Source organism: Streptomyces sp. NPDC093544 (assembly GCF_040683495.1).
Lineage (GTDB): Bacteria > Actinomycetota > Actinomycetes > Streptomycetales > Streptomycetaceae > Streptomyces.
The window spans coordinates 1-17,411 of the sequence record NZ_JBFBEA010000006.1; the positions used below are offsets into that span (position 1 = coordinate 1).

The 17,411-nt window shown below is 70.2% G+C and carries 15 protein-coding genes, 1 tRNA gene and 1 pseudogene; 7 read left to right on the forward strand and 10 right to left on the reverse strand.

The features are described 5' to 3' along the window. Positions 1 to 383 precede the first annotated feature (383 nt). The 4 genes from AB0N66_RS10015 to AB0N66_RS10030 all read right to left on the reverse strand — a co-directional run bounded on the left by AB0N66_RS10015 (position 384) and on the right by AB0N66_RS10030 (position 3,858). The gene (locus AB0N66_RS10015; RefSeq protein ID WP_365430945.1) at positions 384 to 1,052 is read right to left on the reverse strand and encodes an arylsulfatase; all 669 of its coding nucleotides are present in this window, start codon (positions 1,050 to 1,052) and stop codon (positions 384 to 386) included. Continuing rightward, complete coding sequence (locus tag AB0N66_RS10020) at positions 1,052 to 1,396, reverse strand: GNAT family N-acetyltransferase (RefSeq protein ID WP_365430947.1); 345 nt, start codon at positions 1,394 to 1,396, stop codon at positions 1,052 to 1,054. Before AB0N66_RS10020 ends, AB0N66_RS10015 begins: the two co-directional genes overlap by 1 nt. Before the next feature lie 50 nt (positions 1,397 to 1,446). Beyond that, positions 1,447 to 1,866 (reverse strand): aspartate 1-decarboxylase, encoded by a 420-nt coding sequence (gene panD, locus AB0N66_RS10025; protein ID WP_365430949.1) that lies wholly within the window; start codon positions 1,864 to 1,866, stop codon positions 1,447 to 1,449. A gap of 90 nt (positions 1,867 to 1,956) precedes the next feature. Beyond that, the gene (locus tag AB0N66_RS10030; protein WP_365431713.1) at positions 1,957 to 3,858 is read right to left on the reverse strand and encodes an ABC transporter ATP-binding protein; all 1,902 of its coding nucleotides are present in this window, start codon (positions 3,856 to 3,858) and stop codon (positions 1,957 to 1,959) included. A 138-nt stretch (positions 3,859 to 3,996) separates the two neighbouring features. On the opposite strand from AB0N66_RS10030, the gene AB0N66_RS10035 reads away from it, so the two are divergent. From AB0N66_RS10035 to AB0N66_RS10065, 7 genes and pseudogenes are all read left to right on the forward strand, one after another. Next, positions 3,997 to 4,983 carry a lysylphosphatidylglycerol synthase transmembrane domain-containing protein gene (locus AB0N66_RS10035; RefSeq protein ID WP_365430951.1) on the forward strand — a complete coding sequence of 329 codons (987 nt, stop codon included), beginning with the start codon at positions 3,997 to 3,999 and terminating at the stop codon, positions 4,981 to 4,983. 74 nt (positions 4,984 to 5,057) lie between these two features. Beyond that, positions 5,058 to 5,584 (forward strand): annotated as a pseudogene (locus AB0N66_RS10040) (enoyl-CoA hydratase-related protein). A gap of 156 nt (positions 5,585 to 5,740) precedes the next feature. After that, positions 5,741 to 6,826, forward strand: coding sequence for a mechanosensitive ion channel family protein (locus tag AB0N66_RS10045; protein WP_365430953.1), 1,086 nt, complete (start codon positions 5,741 to 5,743; stop codon positions 6,824 to 6,826). A gap of 286 nt (positions 6,827 to 7,112) precedes the next feature. Further along, a complete protein-coding gene (locus tag AB0N66_RS10050) occupies positions 7,113 to 9,332 on the forward strand; it encodes an NADP-dependent isocitrate dehydrogenase (protein ID WP_365430955.1) in 2,220 nt (739 codons plus the stop codon). Between the two features lie 231 nt (positions 9,333 to 9,563). Then, complete coding sequence (locus AB0N66_RS10055; protein ID WP_365430957.1) at positions 9,564 to 10,427, forward strand: helix-turn-helix transcriptional regulator; 864 nt, start codon at positions 9,564 to 9,566, stop codon at positions 10,425 to 10,427. Continuing rightward, complete coding sequence (locus AB0N66_RS10060; RefSeq protein WP_365430959.1) at positions 10,424 to 10,654, forward strand: DUF397 domain-containing protein; 231 nt, start codon at positions 10,424 to 10,426, stop codon at positions 10,652 to 10,654. Before AB0N66_RS10055 ends, AB0N66_RS10060 begins: the two co-directional genes overlap by 4 nt. Positions 10,655 to 10,726: 72 nt before the next feature. Further along, the gene (locus tag AB0N66_RS10065) at positions 10,727 to 11,362 is read left to right on the forward strand and encodes a hypothetical protein (protein ID WP_365430961.1); all 636 of its coding nucleotides are present in this window, start codon (positions 10,727 to 10,729) and stop codon (positions 11,360 to 11,362) included. Here the strand turns inward: AB0N66_RS10065 and AB0N66_RS10070 are convergent. The 6 genes from AB0N66_RS10070 to AB0N66_RS10095 all read right to left on the reverse strand — a co-directional run bounded on the left by AB0N66_RS10070 (position 11,352) and on the right by AB0N66_RS10095 (position 17,279). After that, on the reverse strand, positions 11,352 to 11,606 hold the full coding sequence (locus tag AB0N66_RS10070) for an ATP-binding protein (RefSeq protein WP_365431716.1): 255 nt from the start codon (positions 11,604 to 11,606) through the stop codon (positions 11,352 to 11,354). The genes AB0N66_RS10065 and AB0N66_RS10070 overlap by 11 nt on opposite strands. A 497-nt stretch (positions 11,607 to 12,103) precedes the next feature. Beyond that, a tRNA-Pro gene (locus AB0N66_RS10075) sits at positions 12,104 to 12,177 on the reverse strand. Between the two features lie 167 nt (positions 12,178 to 12,344). Further along, positions 12,345 to 13,112, reverse strand: coding sequence for an NPP1 family protein (locus AB0N66_RS10080; protein ID WP_365430963.1), 768 nt, complete (start codon positions 13,110 to 13,112; stop codon positions 12,345 to 12,347). Between the two features lie 463 nt (positions 13,113 to 13,575). After that, positions 13,576 to 14,664, reverse strand: coding sequence for a maleylacetate reductase (locus AB0N66_RS10085; protein ID WP_365430965.1), 1,089 nt, complete (start codon positions 14,662 to 14,664; stop codon positions 13,576 to 13,578). Then, a complete protein-coding gene (locus AB0N66_RS10090) occupies positions 14,661 to 15,524 on the reverse strand; it encodes an intradiol ring-cleavage dioxygenase (RefSeq protein ID WP_365430967.1) in 864 nt (287 codons plus the stop codon). Before AB0N66_RS10090 ends, AB0N66_RS10085 begins: the two co-directional genes overlap by 4 nt. Before the next feature lie 18 nt (positions 15,525 to 15,542). Next, entirely contained in the window at positions 15,543 to 17,279 is a 1,737-nt protein-coding gene (locus AB0N66_RS10095; RefSeq protein ID WP_365430969.1) for an FAD-dependent monooxygenase, read from the reverse strand. Positions 17,280 to 17,411 lie beyond the last annotated feature (132 nt).

Consider the following 17,411-nt stretch of genomic DNA (forward strand, 5'->3'; position numbering starts at 1 on the left):
TAATACCCACGGGTGGCCGGGTGCGTTGGTACCGAACGGGGCCACCGGTCTGTAGTCCTAGCCCTGAGAGGCAGGTCCCGGCTGGGGTTCCGGTACCGGGTCGGGGCCCGGCGGTTGCGGGATCGGCGACGGCGACGGGACTGGCCCCGGCGTCGGTACCGGGCGGGGGCCCGGCTTCGGAATCGGGTCCGGGAAAGGCTGCGGGCGGTCGGGGCCCGGGGTGGGGTCCGGCTTCACAGGGTCGGGATACGGGTGGGTCATGTTGTCCTCCAGCCAGTCGGTACGTCGGCTCTGGACTTTTCCCACGCGTACCCGGCTCCGGCGCACCCACTCACCCCCTCGCGCAGGGATGGCGACCAGGTGGGCCCAACACCAGGGCGGATTCAGCTCCCGCGTGCCGCCTCCGCCCCCGCGGCGAGCCCCGGGCGAGGGCTCGACAGGACCGGGATCGTCGTCGTGGTCAGTCGCTGGGCCGGGGCCATGGACCCCTGGGCGAGGACGATCGCGTCGGCGTCGGTGACCGCGTCGGCGGCCGCCGCAACCGTGCGGGCGCAGCCGTCGACGTCACCCGCCTCGAAGAGCGCCCACGCGCCCTCGACGAGGACGGTACGGACGTCGAGTGTGCGTCCGGCTGCGCGGGCCTCCTCCTCGACGAGGGCGACCGTCGGCTCCAGGGTGCTCTCCAGCGACGCGAGGACGACGACACGCGGTCCTGCGGCCACCGCCGCGGCGGCCATCGGACGGTCCGCGCGCAGTACGGGCACCTCGGCGCCCGCGTGCTCGACGACGGCGCCGATCGTCGAGCAGGTGCACAGCACGGCCGCCGCGCCCTGCGCGACGGCCAGGTCGAGCACCGCCCGCACCTCGTCGGCTACCGCCTCGGGCCCTTCCCGCCGGGCCCTGGCCAGCAGTTCCTCGGCCACCAGATGCCGCAGTTCCAGCCCCTGGTGGTCCTCGTCGCGCAGTGCGTCGAAGACGGGGATGTGCGCGGGCGAGGTGTGCAACAGGGCGAGCGGTCCTGGCCTGGAGGCCGTCGCCGACCGCAGAGGCATCAGAAGCGCCCCGGGTGCGCCTTGAGCCACTCCACCGCCGCCGTCTGCAGCTCCGGGTCGGCCGCCGGCGCCTCCTCGGGATGGCGTGCCGCCCACTTCACGACGTACGGGCAGAGCGGCGCGACCACGATGCCCTCGCGTGCGGCGATGGCGTACAGCTCGCGGGCGAGGGAGCCGGCGATGCCCTTGCCCTCGTGCTCGGGTTCCACGATGGTGTGCACCGGGACGAGTGCGCGGGCGGGGGCTTCCAGGACGAAGTACTCGATATGGCCGACGACTTCGTCCCCGGCGAAGGCCTCCAGGCGGCCGGCCGGCCGGTCGTCGCGGATCTCGATGTCGCTCATGGGCACCACTCCTCGTTTTCCTCTGCTGAGGTCACATTCCGCCGGTGAGGTCAGGCCGACACGGCCTGCGGGCTGCGCTCCTGGTCCGAGTCGGGTACCGGCTCGGACGGGTCGGCGCCCAGGGCCACGATCCGGTTGTCGCGGTCCACATGCACCACCCGCGGCCGCAGTGCCCGTGCCTCGGCGTCGGAGATCTGAGCGTAGCTGATGATGATCACCAGATCACCGGGGTGCACGAGATGGGCCGCCGCCCCGTTGATCCCGATGACTCCCGAACCGCGTTCACCCTCGATGACGTACGTCTCCAGGCGGGCGCCGTTGGTGATGTCGACGATGTGGACGAGCTCGCCGGGCAGCAGATCGGCCGCGTCCAGCAGCTCGGCGTCGATGGTGACGGATCCGACGTAGTGCAGGTCGGCCTGGGTGACGGTGGCGCGGTGGATCTTGGACTTGAACATGGTGCGCAGCATGAGCCACAGCTCCTGTGGGTATGGAGGGTCGCGTCCCGGTGAGGGGTACGCGCCGACGCCCGCAAGGGTACGGCGGACGCCCGGCCGGTGCTATGCCACCACTTCCCTGGCGGGAGCGATCTCCGTCACGCTTCCCCGGGCGGGCTTGAACTGCGTCCGGTACAGCTCCGCGTACCGCCCGTCCACCGCGAGCAGTTCCGCGTGCGTGCCCCGCTCCACGATCCGCCCTGCCTCGACGACGAGGATCACGTCGGCGGCCCGCACGGTGGACAGCCGGTGCGCGATCACCACGGCGGTCCGTCCCGCCAGGGCCTCCGTCAGCGCCTCCTGGACGGCCGCCTCCGAGGTGTTGTCGAGGTGGGCGGTGGCCTCGTCGAGGATGACGACGCGCTGGCGGGCCAGGAGCAGCCGGGCGATGGTCATGCGCTGGCGTTCGCCGCCGGAGAGCCGGTATCCGCGTTCGCCGACCACGGTGTCCAGACCGTCGGGCAGGGAACGTACGAGATCTTCGAGACGGGCCCGGCGCAGAACGTCCCACAGCTCGTCCTCGGTCGCGGACGGGCGGGCCAGCAGCAGGTTCGCCCGCACCGACTCGTGGAACAGGTGGCCGTCCTGCGTGACCATGCCGAGGGTGTCCCGCATCGACTCCGCGCTCAGGTCGCGTACGTCGACGCCGCCGATACGGACGACGCCCTCGTCGGTGTCGTACAGCCGCGGCAGCAGCTGCGCGATGGTCGACTTCCCGGCGCCGGAGGAGCCGACGAGCGCGACGGTCTGGCCGGGTTCGGCGCGGAAGGAGACGCCGTGCAGGACTTCGGCGCCGCCGCGGGTGTCCAGGGACGCGACCTCCTCCAGGGAGGCGAGGGAGACCTTGTCGGCGGACGGGTAGGCGAAGCGGACGCCGTCGAACTCCACGGCCGCGGGTCCCTCCGGTACCTTCCGCGCGTCCGGCTTCTCCTCGATGAGCGGCTTGAGGTCGAGCACCTCGAAGACCCGCTCGAAGCTCACCAGGGCGCTCATGACCTCGACACGAGCGCCCGCGAGCGAGGTGAGCGGCGCGTAGAGGCGGGTCAGCAGCAGCGCCAGGGAGACGACGGCGCCCGGCTCCAGGCTGCCGCGCAGCGCGTACCAGCCGCCGAGGCCGTAGACGAGTGCGAGAGCGAGGGCGGACACGAGGGTGAGCGCCGTGATGAACGCGGACTGCGCCATCGCCGTCCGCACGCCGATGTCCCGCACCCGCCGGGCGCGCTCCGCGAACTCGGCGGACTCCTCCTCGGGACGGCCGAAGAGCTTGATGAGCGTGGCGCCGGGCGCGGAGAAGCGCTCCGTCATCCGGGTGCCCATCGAGGCGTTGAGGTTGGCGGCCTCGCGCGTCAGGCGGGCCATCCGGCCGCCCATCCGCCGCGCGGGCACCACGAACACGGGCAGCAGGGCGAGCGCGAGCAGTGTGATCTGCCAGGACAGGGTCAGCATCACGGCGAGGGTGAGCAGCAGAGTCACGACATTGCTGACAACTCCGGACAGGGTGTTGCTGAAGGCGCGTTGGGCGCCGATGACGTCGTTGTTGAGACGACTGACGAGCGCGCCCGTACGTGTACGTGTGAAGAACGCGACCGGCATGCGCTGCACATGATCGAACACAGCCGTCCGCAGATCGAGGATCAGTCCCTCGCCGAGCGTCGACGAAAGCCAGCGACCGAGGAGTCCGAGCGCCGCCTCGGCGAACGCGATGAGGGCTATGACCGCGGCAAGGCGAACGACGGTGCCCTCGTCACCGTCGGACACGATCACGTCCACGACGCGCCCCGCGAGCACCGGCGTCGCGACAGCGAGCAGCGCGGTCAGAACGCTGAGCACCACGAACTGGCCGATGCGGCGGCGGTGCGGACGGGCGAAGGCGGCGATACGGCGCAGGGTCGCCCGGGCGAAGGGGCGGCGTTCCTGCTGGGCGTTCATGACACTGTGCAGCTGTGTCCAGGCTGTGGTCTCCATACTCATGGGAGTGACGGTAGGACCTCAAGCATTGTTGAGGTCAACCACTCTGCGGCGCTTTCGTCTTGCCCAGCACGTCAGCCGCCGTCTCCGCGCCCGCAACCCCACGTTGGTGCGCAGTGGAAAAGCTCTCCCGGTGTGACAGCCGTACGACTCCCCCAGGGGTTCCCCAGTCGCACCGCCTTCCGGTCGGCTCTCCGCTCGTCCGTCCGGCCGGTCCTCTGCCTCCTCCCGCTCGCCCTCGTGATCGTGGTCGCCGTGCAGCACCGGTCCGTGCTCGCGGAGGGCTTCCATCATCTGGCGACAGCCCGGTGGCCCTGGCTCGTGGCCGCAGCCGCCGCGACCTGTGGGACCTGGGTCGCTGCCGCCGTCACGCGCCAGGGCGCGGTCATGGAGCGGCTCCCCGTACGCAGGCTGCTCGCCACCCAGTTCGCGGCGGGCGCCGCCAATCACCTGTTCCCGACGGGCCTGGGCGCCGGCGCGGTAAATCTCCGGTTCATGACGGTGTGCGGCGTCCCGCTCGCCCGCTCCTCGGCCGCACTCGCGCTGTACCTGCTCGCCGAGTCGATCACCCGGGTGACCCTGCTGGCCGGTCTGCTGATCGCCTTCCCCGGCGCGCTGCGCATCGGAAGTCTCCTTCCGGACGGGGCGGTGGGGCCGTTGCTGCTCGGCGTCGGCGTGGTGGTGTGTTTCGCGGCGACGACTCTCCTCCTGGTACGGCGGCTGCGTGCGGCCGTCTTCTCCTTCCTGCGCACCGCGTTCGACGAGGCACGTTCGGTGCACACCCGTCCGATTCGCGCGCTGGCCCTGTGGGGCGGTTCGCTCGCCTTCCCCACGCTCCAGGCGGCCGGCCTGGTCGCGGTGGGAATGGCGTTGGGGCTGCCGGTGCCGCCCGCGTCCATCGTGGTCGCGTATCTCGCCGCGACGGTCGCGGTCGCGCTGGTGCCGACGCCGGGCGGCATCGGCTCGGTGGAAGCGGCGCTGATCATCGCGCTGGTCGCGGCGGGCGGCCCGGTCGCCATGGCGACGGCGGTGGTGCTGGCGTACCGGATCATCACGGTGTGGGTGCCGTTGCTGCCGGGGGCGCTGACGCTGGGGGCGCTGGTCCGGCTGAAGGTGATCTGAGCGCACGCATTTCGCGCACGGTTGCGCACCCGAAGCCAGCCTCGGCATACGGCAGCCCAGGGAAGGGGTCAGCGATGCCGGTCCGGACCGAACGACAGGATTACGTCACCACGGTCGTCCTCTCCCGCGTCGAGGCCCGGAACGCGGTGGACGGCCCGACGGGCGCCGAACTCGTGCAAGCCTTCCGGGAGTTCGACGCCGACGAGTCGGCGCGGGTCGCGGTGCCGTGGGGCGCGGGCGGCACCTTCTGCGCGGGAGCCGACCTCAAGGCCCTCGTCAGCGAGCAGGGCAGCCGGGTCGCCGAGGACGGGCCGATGGGTCCCACCCGGCTGCGCCTGTCCAAGCCGGTGATCTCGGCGGTCGCCCCCAGGCATGCCTGCGCAGCGACCGCGCCTCCGTCCTGGACCAGGAAGGCCTGGTCGAGACCGCGGCGATGCGTGGTGAACTCCGTTACGGCACAGGCGTGTTGGCCGAGAGCCTGGAGGGCGCCGACCGCTTCGCGTCAGGAGCGGACCGGCACGGCTCGTTCGGTGAGTCCGGCCTTGTCCGACGAGTTGAGACCTCGGGAGGGTTGCGGGCCCGATCTCGCCACGCCTGGTGACGGGCATGCCCGTTGATGCGGCAGGATGAGCGGTCGCCCCGGATGACGAACACCAGTCCGGCATGATCGCGCATTCACGGATTCGAGCAGGTGGCAAGTGACGACACATCACATCCGGCCCACGGGCCTTCCCTCCGGCCACAAGGGAGCAGGCCGATGAACCGCTCTCTCACTCTGGACGACTGGATGATCGCCGGAATCGCCGTGGTCGCGGGCCTCATCGCGGCGTTCCTGTCGCGCATGCTGCTGCGCTGGCTCGGCAAGCACGCGCTGCGCACCAACTGGAGCGGCGACGACCTCATCGTCGCCGCGCTGCGAACTCTCGTACCAGCGGCGGCCGTTGCCGGGGGAATCGCGTCGGCGGCGGCGGTACTTCCGCTGACCTCGTCGGTCGGGCACACCGTCAACCGGACTCTGACGGTGCTCCTCATCCTGGTCTCGACCATCGCCGCGGCCCGGTTCATCGCCGGCCTCGTCCGGTCGCTGGCCCAGTCCCGGTCGGGCGTCGCCGGGTCGGCCACCATCTTCGTCAACATCACCCGGGTCGTGGTGCTGGCGATGGGCTTCCTCGTCATGCTCCAGACGCTGGGCATCTCCATAGCCCCGCTGCTCACCGCCCTGGGCGTGGGCGGTCTGGCCGTCGCCCTGGCTCTCCAGGACACCCTCGCCAACCTCTTCGCGGGCGTGCACATCCTCGCCTCGAAGACGATCCAGCCCGGCGACTACATCCGCCTCAGCAGCGGCGAAGAGGGCTACGTCGTCGACATCAACTGGCGTAACACCACGGTCCGTCAGCTCTCCAACAACCTGGTCATCATCCCCAACGCCCAGCTCGCGGGCACCAACATGACCAACTTCAACCGCCCCGAGCAGCAGATGACGCTCCTCGTCCAGGTGGGTGTCGGCTACGACAGCGACCTCGACCACGTCGAGCGCGTGACCACCGAGGTCGTCGCCGAGGTGATGACGGAGATCGCCGGCGCCGTCCCGGATCACGAACCCGCCGTCCGCTTCCACACCTTCGGCGACTCCCGGATCAGCCTCACCGTGATCCTCGGCGTGGGCGAGTTCAGCGACCAGTACCGGATCAAGCACGAGTTCATCAAGCGCCTGCACAAGCGGTACCGGGACGAGGGGATCCGGATTCCCGCGCCCGCGCGGACGGTCGCCCTGCAGCCGGGTGGAGCGGAGATCCTCGCCTCGGGCATCCCCCACCAGCGGGACGCCACGACACGGGCATAAAACCGGGCCGAGTGAGCCCGCCCGGCTCCGTCCGTCGTCAGAGGGTGGCGGACACGTCGGGGCAGTGACCGGGCTCACGATTGCGGGATGCGACCAGGCCCGGGGGCACGGGGGTGACCGTCCAGTCGGGGTGGTTCGGCATCCGCCACCTGTGCCTCGGCCGTGCCGGTCGGTTGCCCTCGGAGGTGACTGTCCGCCCGGCTCGGGGCAGACCCCTGTCGAGCGGGGGTCGCTCAGGAGATATCTTGATGTCGAGCAATGTTGCAGACGTGGAGCGGAGCACCCGGTGACTGACTCGACCATCATCTATACGCACACTGACGAGGCCCCGGCCCTGGCAACGTATTCGTTCCTGCCGGTGGTCCAGGCCTACGCCTCGCAGGCCGGTGTCACTGTGGAGACCCGTGACATCTCGCTGGCCGGGCGGATCATCGCCCTCTTCCCGGAGTACCTGGAGGACGGTCAGCGCATCGCGGACGCGCTCGCGGAGCTCGGTGAGCTGGCGAAGACGCCCGGGGCGAACATCATCAAGCTGCCGAACGTCTCGGCCTCGGTCCCCCAGCTGAAGGCCGCGGTCGTCGAGCTGCAGGAGCAGGGCTACGCACTTCCGGACTACCCGGAGGACCCGAAGTCGGACGAGGAGCGCGACATCCGCGCCCGTTACGACAAGGTCAAGGGCAGCGCCGTGAACCCGGTGCTGCGCGAGGGCAACTCCGACCGCCGCGCCCCCGCGTCGGTCAAGAACTACGCGAAGACCCACCCGCACCGCATGGGCAAGTGGTCGTCCCAGTCCAAGACGAACGTCGCGACCATGGGCGTCGACGACTTCCGCTCCACCGAGAAGTCCGCGGTGATCTCCGCGCCGGGCTCGCTCCGTATCGAGCTGGCCGGTGACGACGGCTCCACCACCGTGCTGCGCGAGTCCGTACCCGTGCTGGCGGACGAGGTCGTGGACGCGTCCGTGCTGCACGTGGCGCCGCTGCGCGAGTTCCTCACGGCGCAGATCGCCCGCGCCAAGGCCGAGGGCGTGCTGTTCTCGGTGCACCTCAAGGCCACCATGATGAAGGTCTCGGACCCGATCATCTTCGGTCACGTCGTGCGCGCCTTCTTCCCGCAGACGTTCGCGAAGTACGGCGAGACCTTCGCCGCCGCCGGTCTCACCCCGAACGACGGTCTGGGCGGCATCTTCAAGGGCGTGGAGTCCCTGCCCGAGGCCGCCGAGATCAAGGCGTCCTTCGACGCCGAGCTCGCCGAGGGCCCCGAGCTGGCGATGGTCGACTCCGACAAGGGCATCACCAACCTGCACGTGCCGTCCGACGTGATCGTCGACGCGTCCATGCCGGCGATGATCCGCACCTCCGGCCACATGTGGGGCCCGGACGGCCAGGAGCAGGACACCCTCGCGGTCCTGCCGGACAGCAGCTACTCCGGCGTCTACCAGGTCGTCCTCGACGACTGCCGCGCCAACGGTGCCTTCGACCCGTCGACCATGGGCACGGTCCCGAACGTCGGTCTGATGGCGCAGAAGGCCGAGGAGTACGGCAGCCACGACAAGACCTTCGAGATCACGACCACCGGTACGGTCCGTCTCGTCGACGAGGCCGGGAACGTCGTCCTGGAGCAGGCCGTCTCCGCCGGCGACATCTTCCGCGCCTGCCAGACCAAGGACGCCCCGATCAAGGACTGGGTGAAGCTGGCCGTCACCCGCGCCCGTGCCACCGGCGACCCGACGGTGTTCTGGCTGGACGAGACCCGCGCGCACGACGCGGTGCTCATCGAGAAGGTCAAGCGGTACCTCCCGGAGCACGACACCGAGGGCCTGGACATCCGCATCCTGTCCCCCGTCGACGCGACGAAGCTCTCCGTGGAGCGCATCCGGCGCGGCGAGAACACGATCTCCGTCACCGGAAACGTACTGCGTGACTACCTGACCGACCTGTTCCCGATCCTGGAGCTGGGCACCAGCGCCAAGATGCTCTCGATCGTCCCGCTGATGGCGGGCGGCGGCCTCTTCGAGACGGGCGCCGGCGGCTCCGCGCCGAAGCACGTGCAGCAGCTGGTCAAGGAGAACTACCTGCGCTGGGACAGCCTGGGCGAGTTCCTCGCGCTGGCCTCCAGCTTCGAGCACCTCGCGACGACCACGGGCAACGCGCGCGCCCAGGTCCTCGCCGACACCCTCGACCGTGCGACGGCGACCTTCCTCAACGAGGACAAGTCGCCGACCCGCCGCGTCGGCGGCATCGACAACCGTGGCAGCCACTTCTTCCTGTCCCTGTACTGGGCGCAGGAGCTGGCGCAGCAGACCGACGACGCGGACCTCGCCAAGGCCTTCGCCCCGCTCGCCGAGACGCTGGGTGCGCAGGAGCAGACGATCGTCGACGAGCTGAACGCGGTCCAGGGCTCCCCCGCCGACATCGGCGGCTACTACCAGCCCGACCCCGCGAAGGCCGCGAAGATCATGCGTCCGTCGACCACCTGGAACGACACGCTCGCGACCCTCGCCTGACGCAGTGTCCGCGGACCCTGGTCCGCGCGATGTGCCGCCCCGGCCGGATCCTTCCGGCCGGGGCGGTCCCGTTCCGACACGCACGGGCCACATCCCGAAGCAAAGAGACTTCCTCCACGCAAGTGCGTCAGCCAAATGTCTCCAACCAAGTCGACTGCATGACACGGTGGTTGGCGTACGTGCACACTTGCATGGAGCAAGGCATCACTGCATGCGGTGTGGGGAGGGGCGATGACCACGATCGGCGGACCGACGGTACGGCGGCGCCAGCTCGGGTCCGAGCTGCGACGTCTGCGTGAGCATGCGGGCAAGAGGATCGAGGAGGTCGCGGCCCACCTCGAGTGCTCGATGTCGAAGATCAGCCGGGTGGAGACCGGACAGGCGCCGATCAAGGCACGGGACGTACGTGATCTGCTGCAGTGGTACGGCGTCACGGACCCTGCCCTGATCGATACGGTCATGCAGATCCACAAGGACGCCCAGCAGCAGGGCTGGTGGGCGCACTACGGAGAGGTGCTGCCCTCGGGCATGGCCACCTACGCGGGCCTCGAATCCGACGCACGCGCCCTGCGCTCGTACGAACCGACCTTCGTGCACGGCCTGTTGCAGACGGAGGACTACGCCCGAGCGATCATCGCCGCGGCGCGGCCGAACGAGCCGCACGAGGTGGACCAGTTGGTGAGCTTCCGCAAGGAGCGCCAGGCGCTGCTCACCCGGGAGCCCGAACCGCTGGAGCTGTGGGTGGTGGTCGAGGAGAGCGCACTACGGCGCCCGGTCGGCGGCGGGGACGTCATGACGGCCCAGCTCGCCCACCTGGCCGAGTCCACGGCCCTGCCGAACGTGACGATCCAGGTCCTTCCGACGGCGAAGGGGGCTCACCCGGCACTGGCCGGGACCTTCTCGCTGCTGGAGTTCGAAGCCCGAACGCCCACCGTCGTCTACGTCAACTCCATCGCAGGCAACGTGTACTTGGAGAAGGAACGCGACGTCCGCACGTTCGTCCAGACCTTCGACCTGCTGCGCGCCGCGGCCCCCGACCCGCAGGACACGCCCGCCACCTTGGAGAGGATCGCAAGGGAGATGCACAGCACATGACCACCCACCAAGGGCAGCCTGTTCCACAGATCGATCCGAGTGGCGCCAACTGGCGCAAGAGCAGCCGCAGTTCCGGTAACGGAGCGTGCGTCGAGGTCGCCTTCGTCGAGGGCCTCGTCGCCGTCCGGGACTCGAAGCAGACCAGGGGGGCGATACTCACCTTCTCCCCCGCCGAGTGGAACGCCTTCTTCGGCAGCGCCAAGCAGGGGCTGAGCGACTGCCCCTGACCATCCATCAGTGAAGGACCGTCGGCGGGCCGGGGCGGTAGTCCATCCACCGGAACGTTGCCGCACGTATGAATGGAGTACGACGCGCGGCCGGCCCCTCGGCGCGTCGGGCTGCCCGTGTACGACGTCTTTCGAGCCGCGCCCGTCGCGTCGGGCGCCTTCTACACCGCGGAGACCTTCTGGACGGCGGCCGGGGTGGCCGTCGCCGTCCTCGTGGGCTGCGGCGCGATCTGGGCCGCGTTCCGCGCCGCGCATCCCCGGCGGCGCCTCACCTATGCGACAAACCACTCCCCGTTGGTCCACCAGCGCATCGACGGAAGCCTGGAGATCCGGCGCAATGGCACGCTGCTGACCGATCCGCACCTTGTGCGGCTGGTGCTCACCAACCCCGGGCGGCGCGACATCCCCAGCAGCGCGTTCGACCAGGGGCAGCCGTTCCGGGTGGACCTCGCGGTGCCGTACCTCGAAATGGTCGGCACCGAGTCCGAGCCGAGTGCGGCCCAGCCCCCGCCGGTCTCGGTCCGCGGCTCGGAAGTGACCATCGGCCCGGGCCGCATCGGCTGCGGCACGACGATCACCTATCTGCTCCTCGTCGACACGGTCCCGGCGTACCGCTGCCGCCACTCGCTTCTCGACGTCAGGGTCGAGCAGTTACCCGCTCCACCACCCCGCCGAAGTCCACGACAACCACCCCTCGTCAGGCCGTGAGCCGGGCGAGCCCCGGCCCGGGGTCCTTCGGCGAGGGAAAGACCACGGTGACGTCGAGCCCGCCCTCGGTGCCCGGCTCGGTGATGATCTGCGCCCGGTGAGCGGTGGCTACCGCCGCGACGATGGACAGACCGAGGCCGTGGCCGTCGGCGCGTGCGGAGCGGTGGCCGTGCCGCTGGAACGGCTGGTACAGCGCGGCGATGGCATCGCGGGGGATCCGCTGCCCGCTGTTCACCACCCGCAGCGCTGCGCCACATGTGGCGTCGAATTCACCTGGACCGGCACCGGACGCCCGACCGGCGCTTCTGCTCCCTCAAGCCGAGCCCTCTGGAAACAGGCTCACGGCGCACACATCACCCCGGCCCCCTCCCCTGCCGTGCCAGGACCGGCGCCCACGGCGGACATCGGCGCGACGCAGGTCCCGCCGCTGGGCACCGGGCATTCCTGTCCGCACTGCGGCCGGCACCTGACAGTCATCAACTTCCTGCTCGCCGAAGACGAGTCCGCCGCAGACGCCGATATCGCTTCAGACGCCGATACCGCTTACAGCCGCGACACGGCCGACCTCCACCCCGCTCCGGCTCAGCCGTGGGAAACACCGCCCGCCGCGTCCGGTCGGCGGGGTGACACGGGGCGAGCGGAACACGCCCGCGACCACACCGCGGCCATCAGGCCCGCAGACACAACAAAGGCCGCCTTCCCATCACTGAGAAAACGGCCTCTGCCCTGCGACTTCAAACGTCGGGACGACAGGATTTGAACCTGCGACCCCTTGACCCCCAGTCAAGTGCGCTACCAAGCTGCGCCACGTCCCGATGCGTTCCACCCGGAGTAACCCCCGTGTTCACGCAGGTCGACCCTACCTCACGCGAGTGGCCGGACCCGCACGGGCGGTCACCGTCCCGTCGCGCAGGCAGGGGTAGGGGGCCTTAAGCCGGGAGGCGTTGATGCGCAGGGCGGCCGCCCCCCGGGGTTCAGTGCGTCAGGCGTTGGGGTCGAACGCGATCCCGTCGGGCTTCGCCAGGTCGAGGTGGTAGTTGAAGTTGCCGTCCTTGAGGCCGAAGACGGCGCTGCCGAAGTTGTACGCGTTCAGCTTGTCGCGCAGACCCGCGGGGTAGCCGTCCCAGCCGACCAGCCGGGGGAACTGCCAGGTGTGCTGGTGGTTCTCCGGCGGTTCGTCGCCGGAGCTCGCGGGGCGGAAGCAGTGCGTGCTGACTCCGTCCTTGTGGTAAACGATCTTGGGGTGCGTTCCGTCCCATTGGATCTGGTCACGGCTGTAGGTGTTGAAGTCCCCGTGGGCGGAGGTGGACACGTACTTGGCCACGTTGTCCTGCACCCACACCACGACGTGCTCCCAGTCATTGCGGTGCCCGCCGAGGCTGCTGCCGGCCACAGCCTGGTCCTTCTCGAAGTAGAGGCCGTACATGATCGCGCACCAGCCGTTGTTGCACTTCTCCCGCGAGTACCCGTTGGTGTTGTCCAGGTCCCATGAGTCGCGGCACGAACCGTTGAGCGCCCCGGTCGGGTTGAGACCGGGGTTTATGGTCCCGTCCGGGCCGATGGCGGGGGTCGGGTAGCAGCCGTCCGTGTCGTAGTCGTAGGCCGGCTGGAATGTCTGCTCCTGGCCGTTCGCGTTGGCCGGCAGGGCCGACGGCGGGTCGGCGAGGGCGCTGCCCGGAAAGGCAACGACCAGCGCTATTGCGCTGCCGAAGATGAGGGAGACCTTGCCGATGCGCGAGTTTCTCTTCACTGCGTCCTCCTGATCGACCGCGGTGTGGGGGCAGTTCGGGGCGGTCGTATTGGCATGCCCTGATCATCTTTCCGGGGCATCGTCGAAAACGCCAGAGTCAGGAGGTGTCCGAGTGATGAAAGGTCAACCAATCCACGTCGACCAATCGGTCATGTCGACCAATAGGTCGGAAGACGCGGCGAGCGCCGGTGTGACGGGAGGTCATTTTTCAACTCCCCCACTGAGGGCCTCAGTTGAAGGATCCGCCACTCGGGCGGGGTAGTCGTGCCGTGCGTCCGGTGGGACGTGGGCCATGCCGACATGCTTGGCGATGAGGCGGATCGCCTTGTGGGGCGGGTCGAATGGAAGGCACGGCCCATTGGCGATCATTGACCACAACGCGAGGTCTCGGGTGTCTCGTCCTGAGACCTCAGGCGTCTGGTCCTGAGACCTCGGGCGTCTCGTCCTGAGACAGCAACGGCCCCTACCGGACGGCGTCGCTCCGCGGCTCCCAGCCCTCGTACGCCGCCGTCAGCAGACCGAGTACACCGCTCGCGGTGACCTCGCGGGGGTTGGGATACGTAGCCTCGGTGGCCTGCGCGGCGGCGACCGGCAAGTCGGCTTCTTTCAGGCCGAGTTCGGCGAGCGAGCGGGGAGCGCCGAGGTTCCCGGCCAGGTCGTGGAGGGCGCGGGGGACGTCGTCGGTGCCCAGGGCGCGGGACAGGGCGGCGATCGCCTCGGGAGCGGCGGGCGCGTTGTACGCGAGGGCGTACGGGAGGACCACCGTGTGGGTCTCCGCGTGCGGCAGGCCGAAGGTGCCGCCGAGTACATGGCACAGCTTGTGGTGCAGGCCCATGGTGGTGGCGCCCAGACAGGATCCGCAGAGCCAGGCACCGTAGAGGGCGCGGCCGCGCGCGTCGAGGTCGTCGGGGGCTGCGGCCACCTGGGGAAGGGCCCCGGCCATCGCCCGTACGCCCTCCTCCGCCATGAGGGAGACGAGGGGCGAGGCGTCGGGCGCGTACAGGGCTTCGGCGGCGTGCGCGAGCGCGTTGATGCCGCTGGTGACGGAGAGGGGGACGGGGAGCCCGAGGGTGAGCTCGGGGTCGTAGACGACGGTTCGGGGCTGGACGACGGGGTCGCGCCCGGTGCGCTTGGCGCCGTGCTCGGTGAGGCCCCAGACGGGGGTCATCTCGGAGCCGGAGTAGGTGGAGGGCACGGCGACCAACGGCAGCCCGGTGCGCAGCGCGATCGCCTTGCCGAGACCGATCGCGGAGCCACCCCCGACCGCGACACAGCCGTCGGCGCCGAGGGCCCGCGCCACCTCGACCGCCCGGTCGGCGACCTCCACGGGTACGTGCATACGGGCCTCGGCGTGCAGCCCCGCGCAGGAATCGCCCAGCGCGTCGGCGACCGCCTGCGCGACCTCCGAGCCCCGGCTCCCGCAGACCACGAGCACCCTGTGCAGTCCGAGCCGGGCGACCTCGCCCGGTGTCGCGGAGACCGCCGCACCGGGCCGGAAGACGACCCGCGCGGGCCGACTCTCGTAGGAGAAGTCGAGCGGCGCGGTGGTCATGCGGCCTCCAGTACGAGGTCGAAGTGCGCGTAACGGAAGGGGTTCGGGACGCCGAACTCCCGTGCCAGGGACGGGTCGTCGGTCTCGACGAAGCTCTGGATCAGGCTCTTCTTGACGGCGAACACCGCGTCGGAGTCGAGGTACGCGCTGCCCGCCACGAAGATGTGCGTCGTGACGGGTGCGTGGCCCGCGGCCGAGGCGATGAAGTGGATGTGGGCGGGACGGTTGGGATGGCGGTCGGTCGCCTTCAGGAGCTCGCCGACCGGGCCGTCCGTCGGGATCGGGTACGGGCTCGGTACGCAGGTGCGGAACCAGAAACGGCCCTCGGTGTCCGCCGTGAAGAGCCCCCGTCCGTTGCCCGCGGGCTGGACGTCCGGCCGCTGCACGTCGTAGAAGCCCTCGGGATCGGCCTGCCAGACGTCCAGGACCGCGCCGGGCAGCGGGGTGCCGTCCGCCGACAGCACCCGGCCGCTGACCACGCACGGCTCGCCGCTGCCCACCAGGTCGATGTTCGCGCCGAGTTCGCGGACCGGCGACTCGGTCATGTGGAAGGGGCCGAGGACGGTCGACTCGGTCGCACCCGGACCGCGGTGACCGTTGATGGTCTCCACGAGCATCGAGACGCCGAGCACGTCCGACAGGAGGATGAACTCCTGCCGGGTGTCGGTGGACATCTGCCCGGTCGCGGTGAGGAAGCCGATGGCCCGCTCCCACTCAGCCATCGTCGGCTCCGTCTCGCGGACGAAGTCGTGGAGGTGGCGGGTGAGCGCGGTCAGCAGCTCGCGCAGCCGGGGGTCGGCGGTCCGTCGGAAGCTGTCAACGACCTCGTCGGTGAGATCGGTCGTGTATTCGGTGCTCATTCCACTCCCCTGGTCCCGTCAGGCATGTCCGAGGATCCGTCGCAGCGCCGCCGACAGCAACTCCTCGGCGGCCTCGGAGGCCGCCGGATGCCGGAAGGCGACAAACCCGTCAGGTCGTACGAGGAGGGCGCCAGCGTCGGAGATCTCGCTCAGCCGCGCCCAGTCCCCGTAGGGGTCCTCGTACTCCCGCCCGGGTCCGATGACGACGGTGGCGACGTCCACGTCGAGCGCCCCTGCCGCGCGCACCCAGCCTTCGCCGCCGATGCCCGTGACCAGCGTGAAGCGACCCCAGCCGACCGTGTCGAGGGTGGACAGGGTGCGGGTCCCGGAGGTGATCCACGCGTGCGGGAGCTTGGCGCCGGGGCGGGAGGAGGGCTGGTGGTGGAGCTCCGGGTCGCGCGCGAAGCCGGGGTCCGGCGAGCCGTCGGGGACGATCGCGTCGGAGGCGTACCGCTGGTTGAGGTCGACGCCGTGCGCGTTGAACTCGTACACCTTGAAGGCGATCGCCTCGCGCAACGCCTGCCGCTGCTTGGCGGCGGCCTCCGTGGCGTCCTTGCGGGCGGCGATGTTGGCCCACAGCTGCTCGGGGGTCTGCGGGGAGAGCCCGTCGAGGGCCTCGAAGATGGGGGCGGTCTCGCCGATGGACTTGTTGGCGCGGGTGACGATCTGTCTGCCGATCGGGGCGCGCTCGGCGGTGTAGGTGTCGAGCAGCTTCGGTGCCGCCGTGCCGTCGAGGACCAGCTTGAGCTTCCAGGCCAGGTTGTACGCGTCCTGGATGGAGGTGTTGGAGCCGAGGCCGTTGGACGGCGGGTGGCGGTGGGTTGCGTCGCCTGCGCAGAAGACGCGGCCGTTGGAGTAGGTCTCGGCGTACATCTCGTTGACGGTCCACGCCGAGGACGACTTGATGGTCACCGGGATCTCGTCGTCGCCCACGAGCTGTCGTACGACCGACTCCGCGTACTCGGTGGTCAGGTCGGGGGCGCCCGCCGTGACGTCGTACCCCCAGACGATCATCCACTCGTTCCAGGGGCGGACATTGCGCACCAGGCCCGCGCCGATGCCGCCGACGGTGGCGCCGGGCGCCAGCACCCAGTAGAGGGTGGAGGGCCGATGCGCGGTGTACTTCGCCAGTTCGGCGTCGAAGACGATGTTGATGCTGCCCGCGACACCCATCTGGCCGCCCATCGGCAGGCCCACGTCCTCAGCCACCTTGGAGCGGCCGCCGTCGGCGCCGATCAGGTACTTGGCGCGGATCTCGTACGTGTCCCCGCGTAGCCGGTCGCGGACGGTGGCCGTCACGCCGTCGGCGTCCTGGGTGTGCGAGAGGTACTCGGTCTCGAAGCGCAGGGAGGTGCCGCGCGCGACCGCCGCGTCGACGAGCACCGGTTCCATGAGGTGCTGCGGCATGTCGCACATGCGGGTGGGGCTGGCCAGGTCGTGCGCGGCCTGGACGAGCGGGTCGTTGCCCCAGGAGCGGACCCGGCCCAGTTCCTCGCCGGCGAGGCTGGTGCAGAAGGTCGTGTTGCCCATCAGGTGCTGCGGGGTGGCCTGCGCAATGACCGTCTGCTCCACGCCGAGGTCGCGGAGCACCTCCATCGTGCGCTGGTTGGTGATGTGCGCGCGGGGAGTGTCGGAGAGATGGGCGTAGCGGGTGGCGACGATGTTGGGTACGCCGTACGTGCTCAGGGCCAGCGCGGCCGAGGCGCCCGCGGGGCCGCTCCCGATGATGAGTACTTCGGTCTCGACGGTCTGCACGGGAAGGCTCCTGAGGGTGTGAACGAGCACCTGCCACTCTTGATCATGCGGTGCGGGGCGGCGGTTCGGGTGTCTCATTTCGAGACAATCACGGTGCCCGGGGTAGGAGCCAGGCTCCGGAGTCGGGGTGAT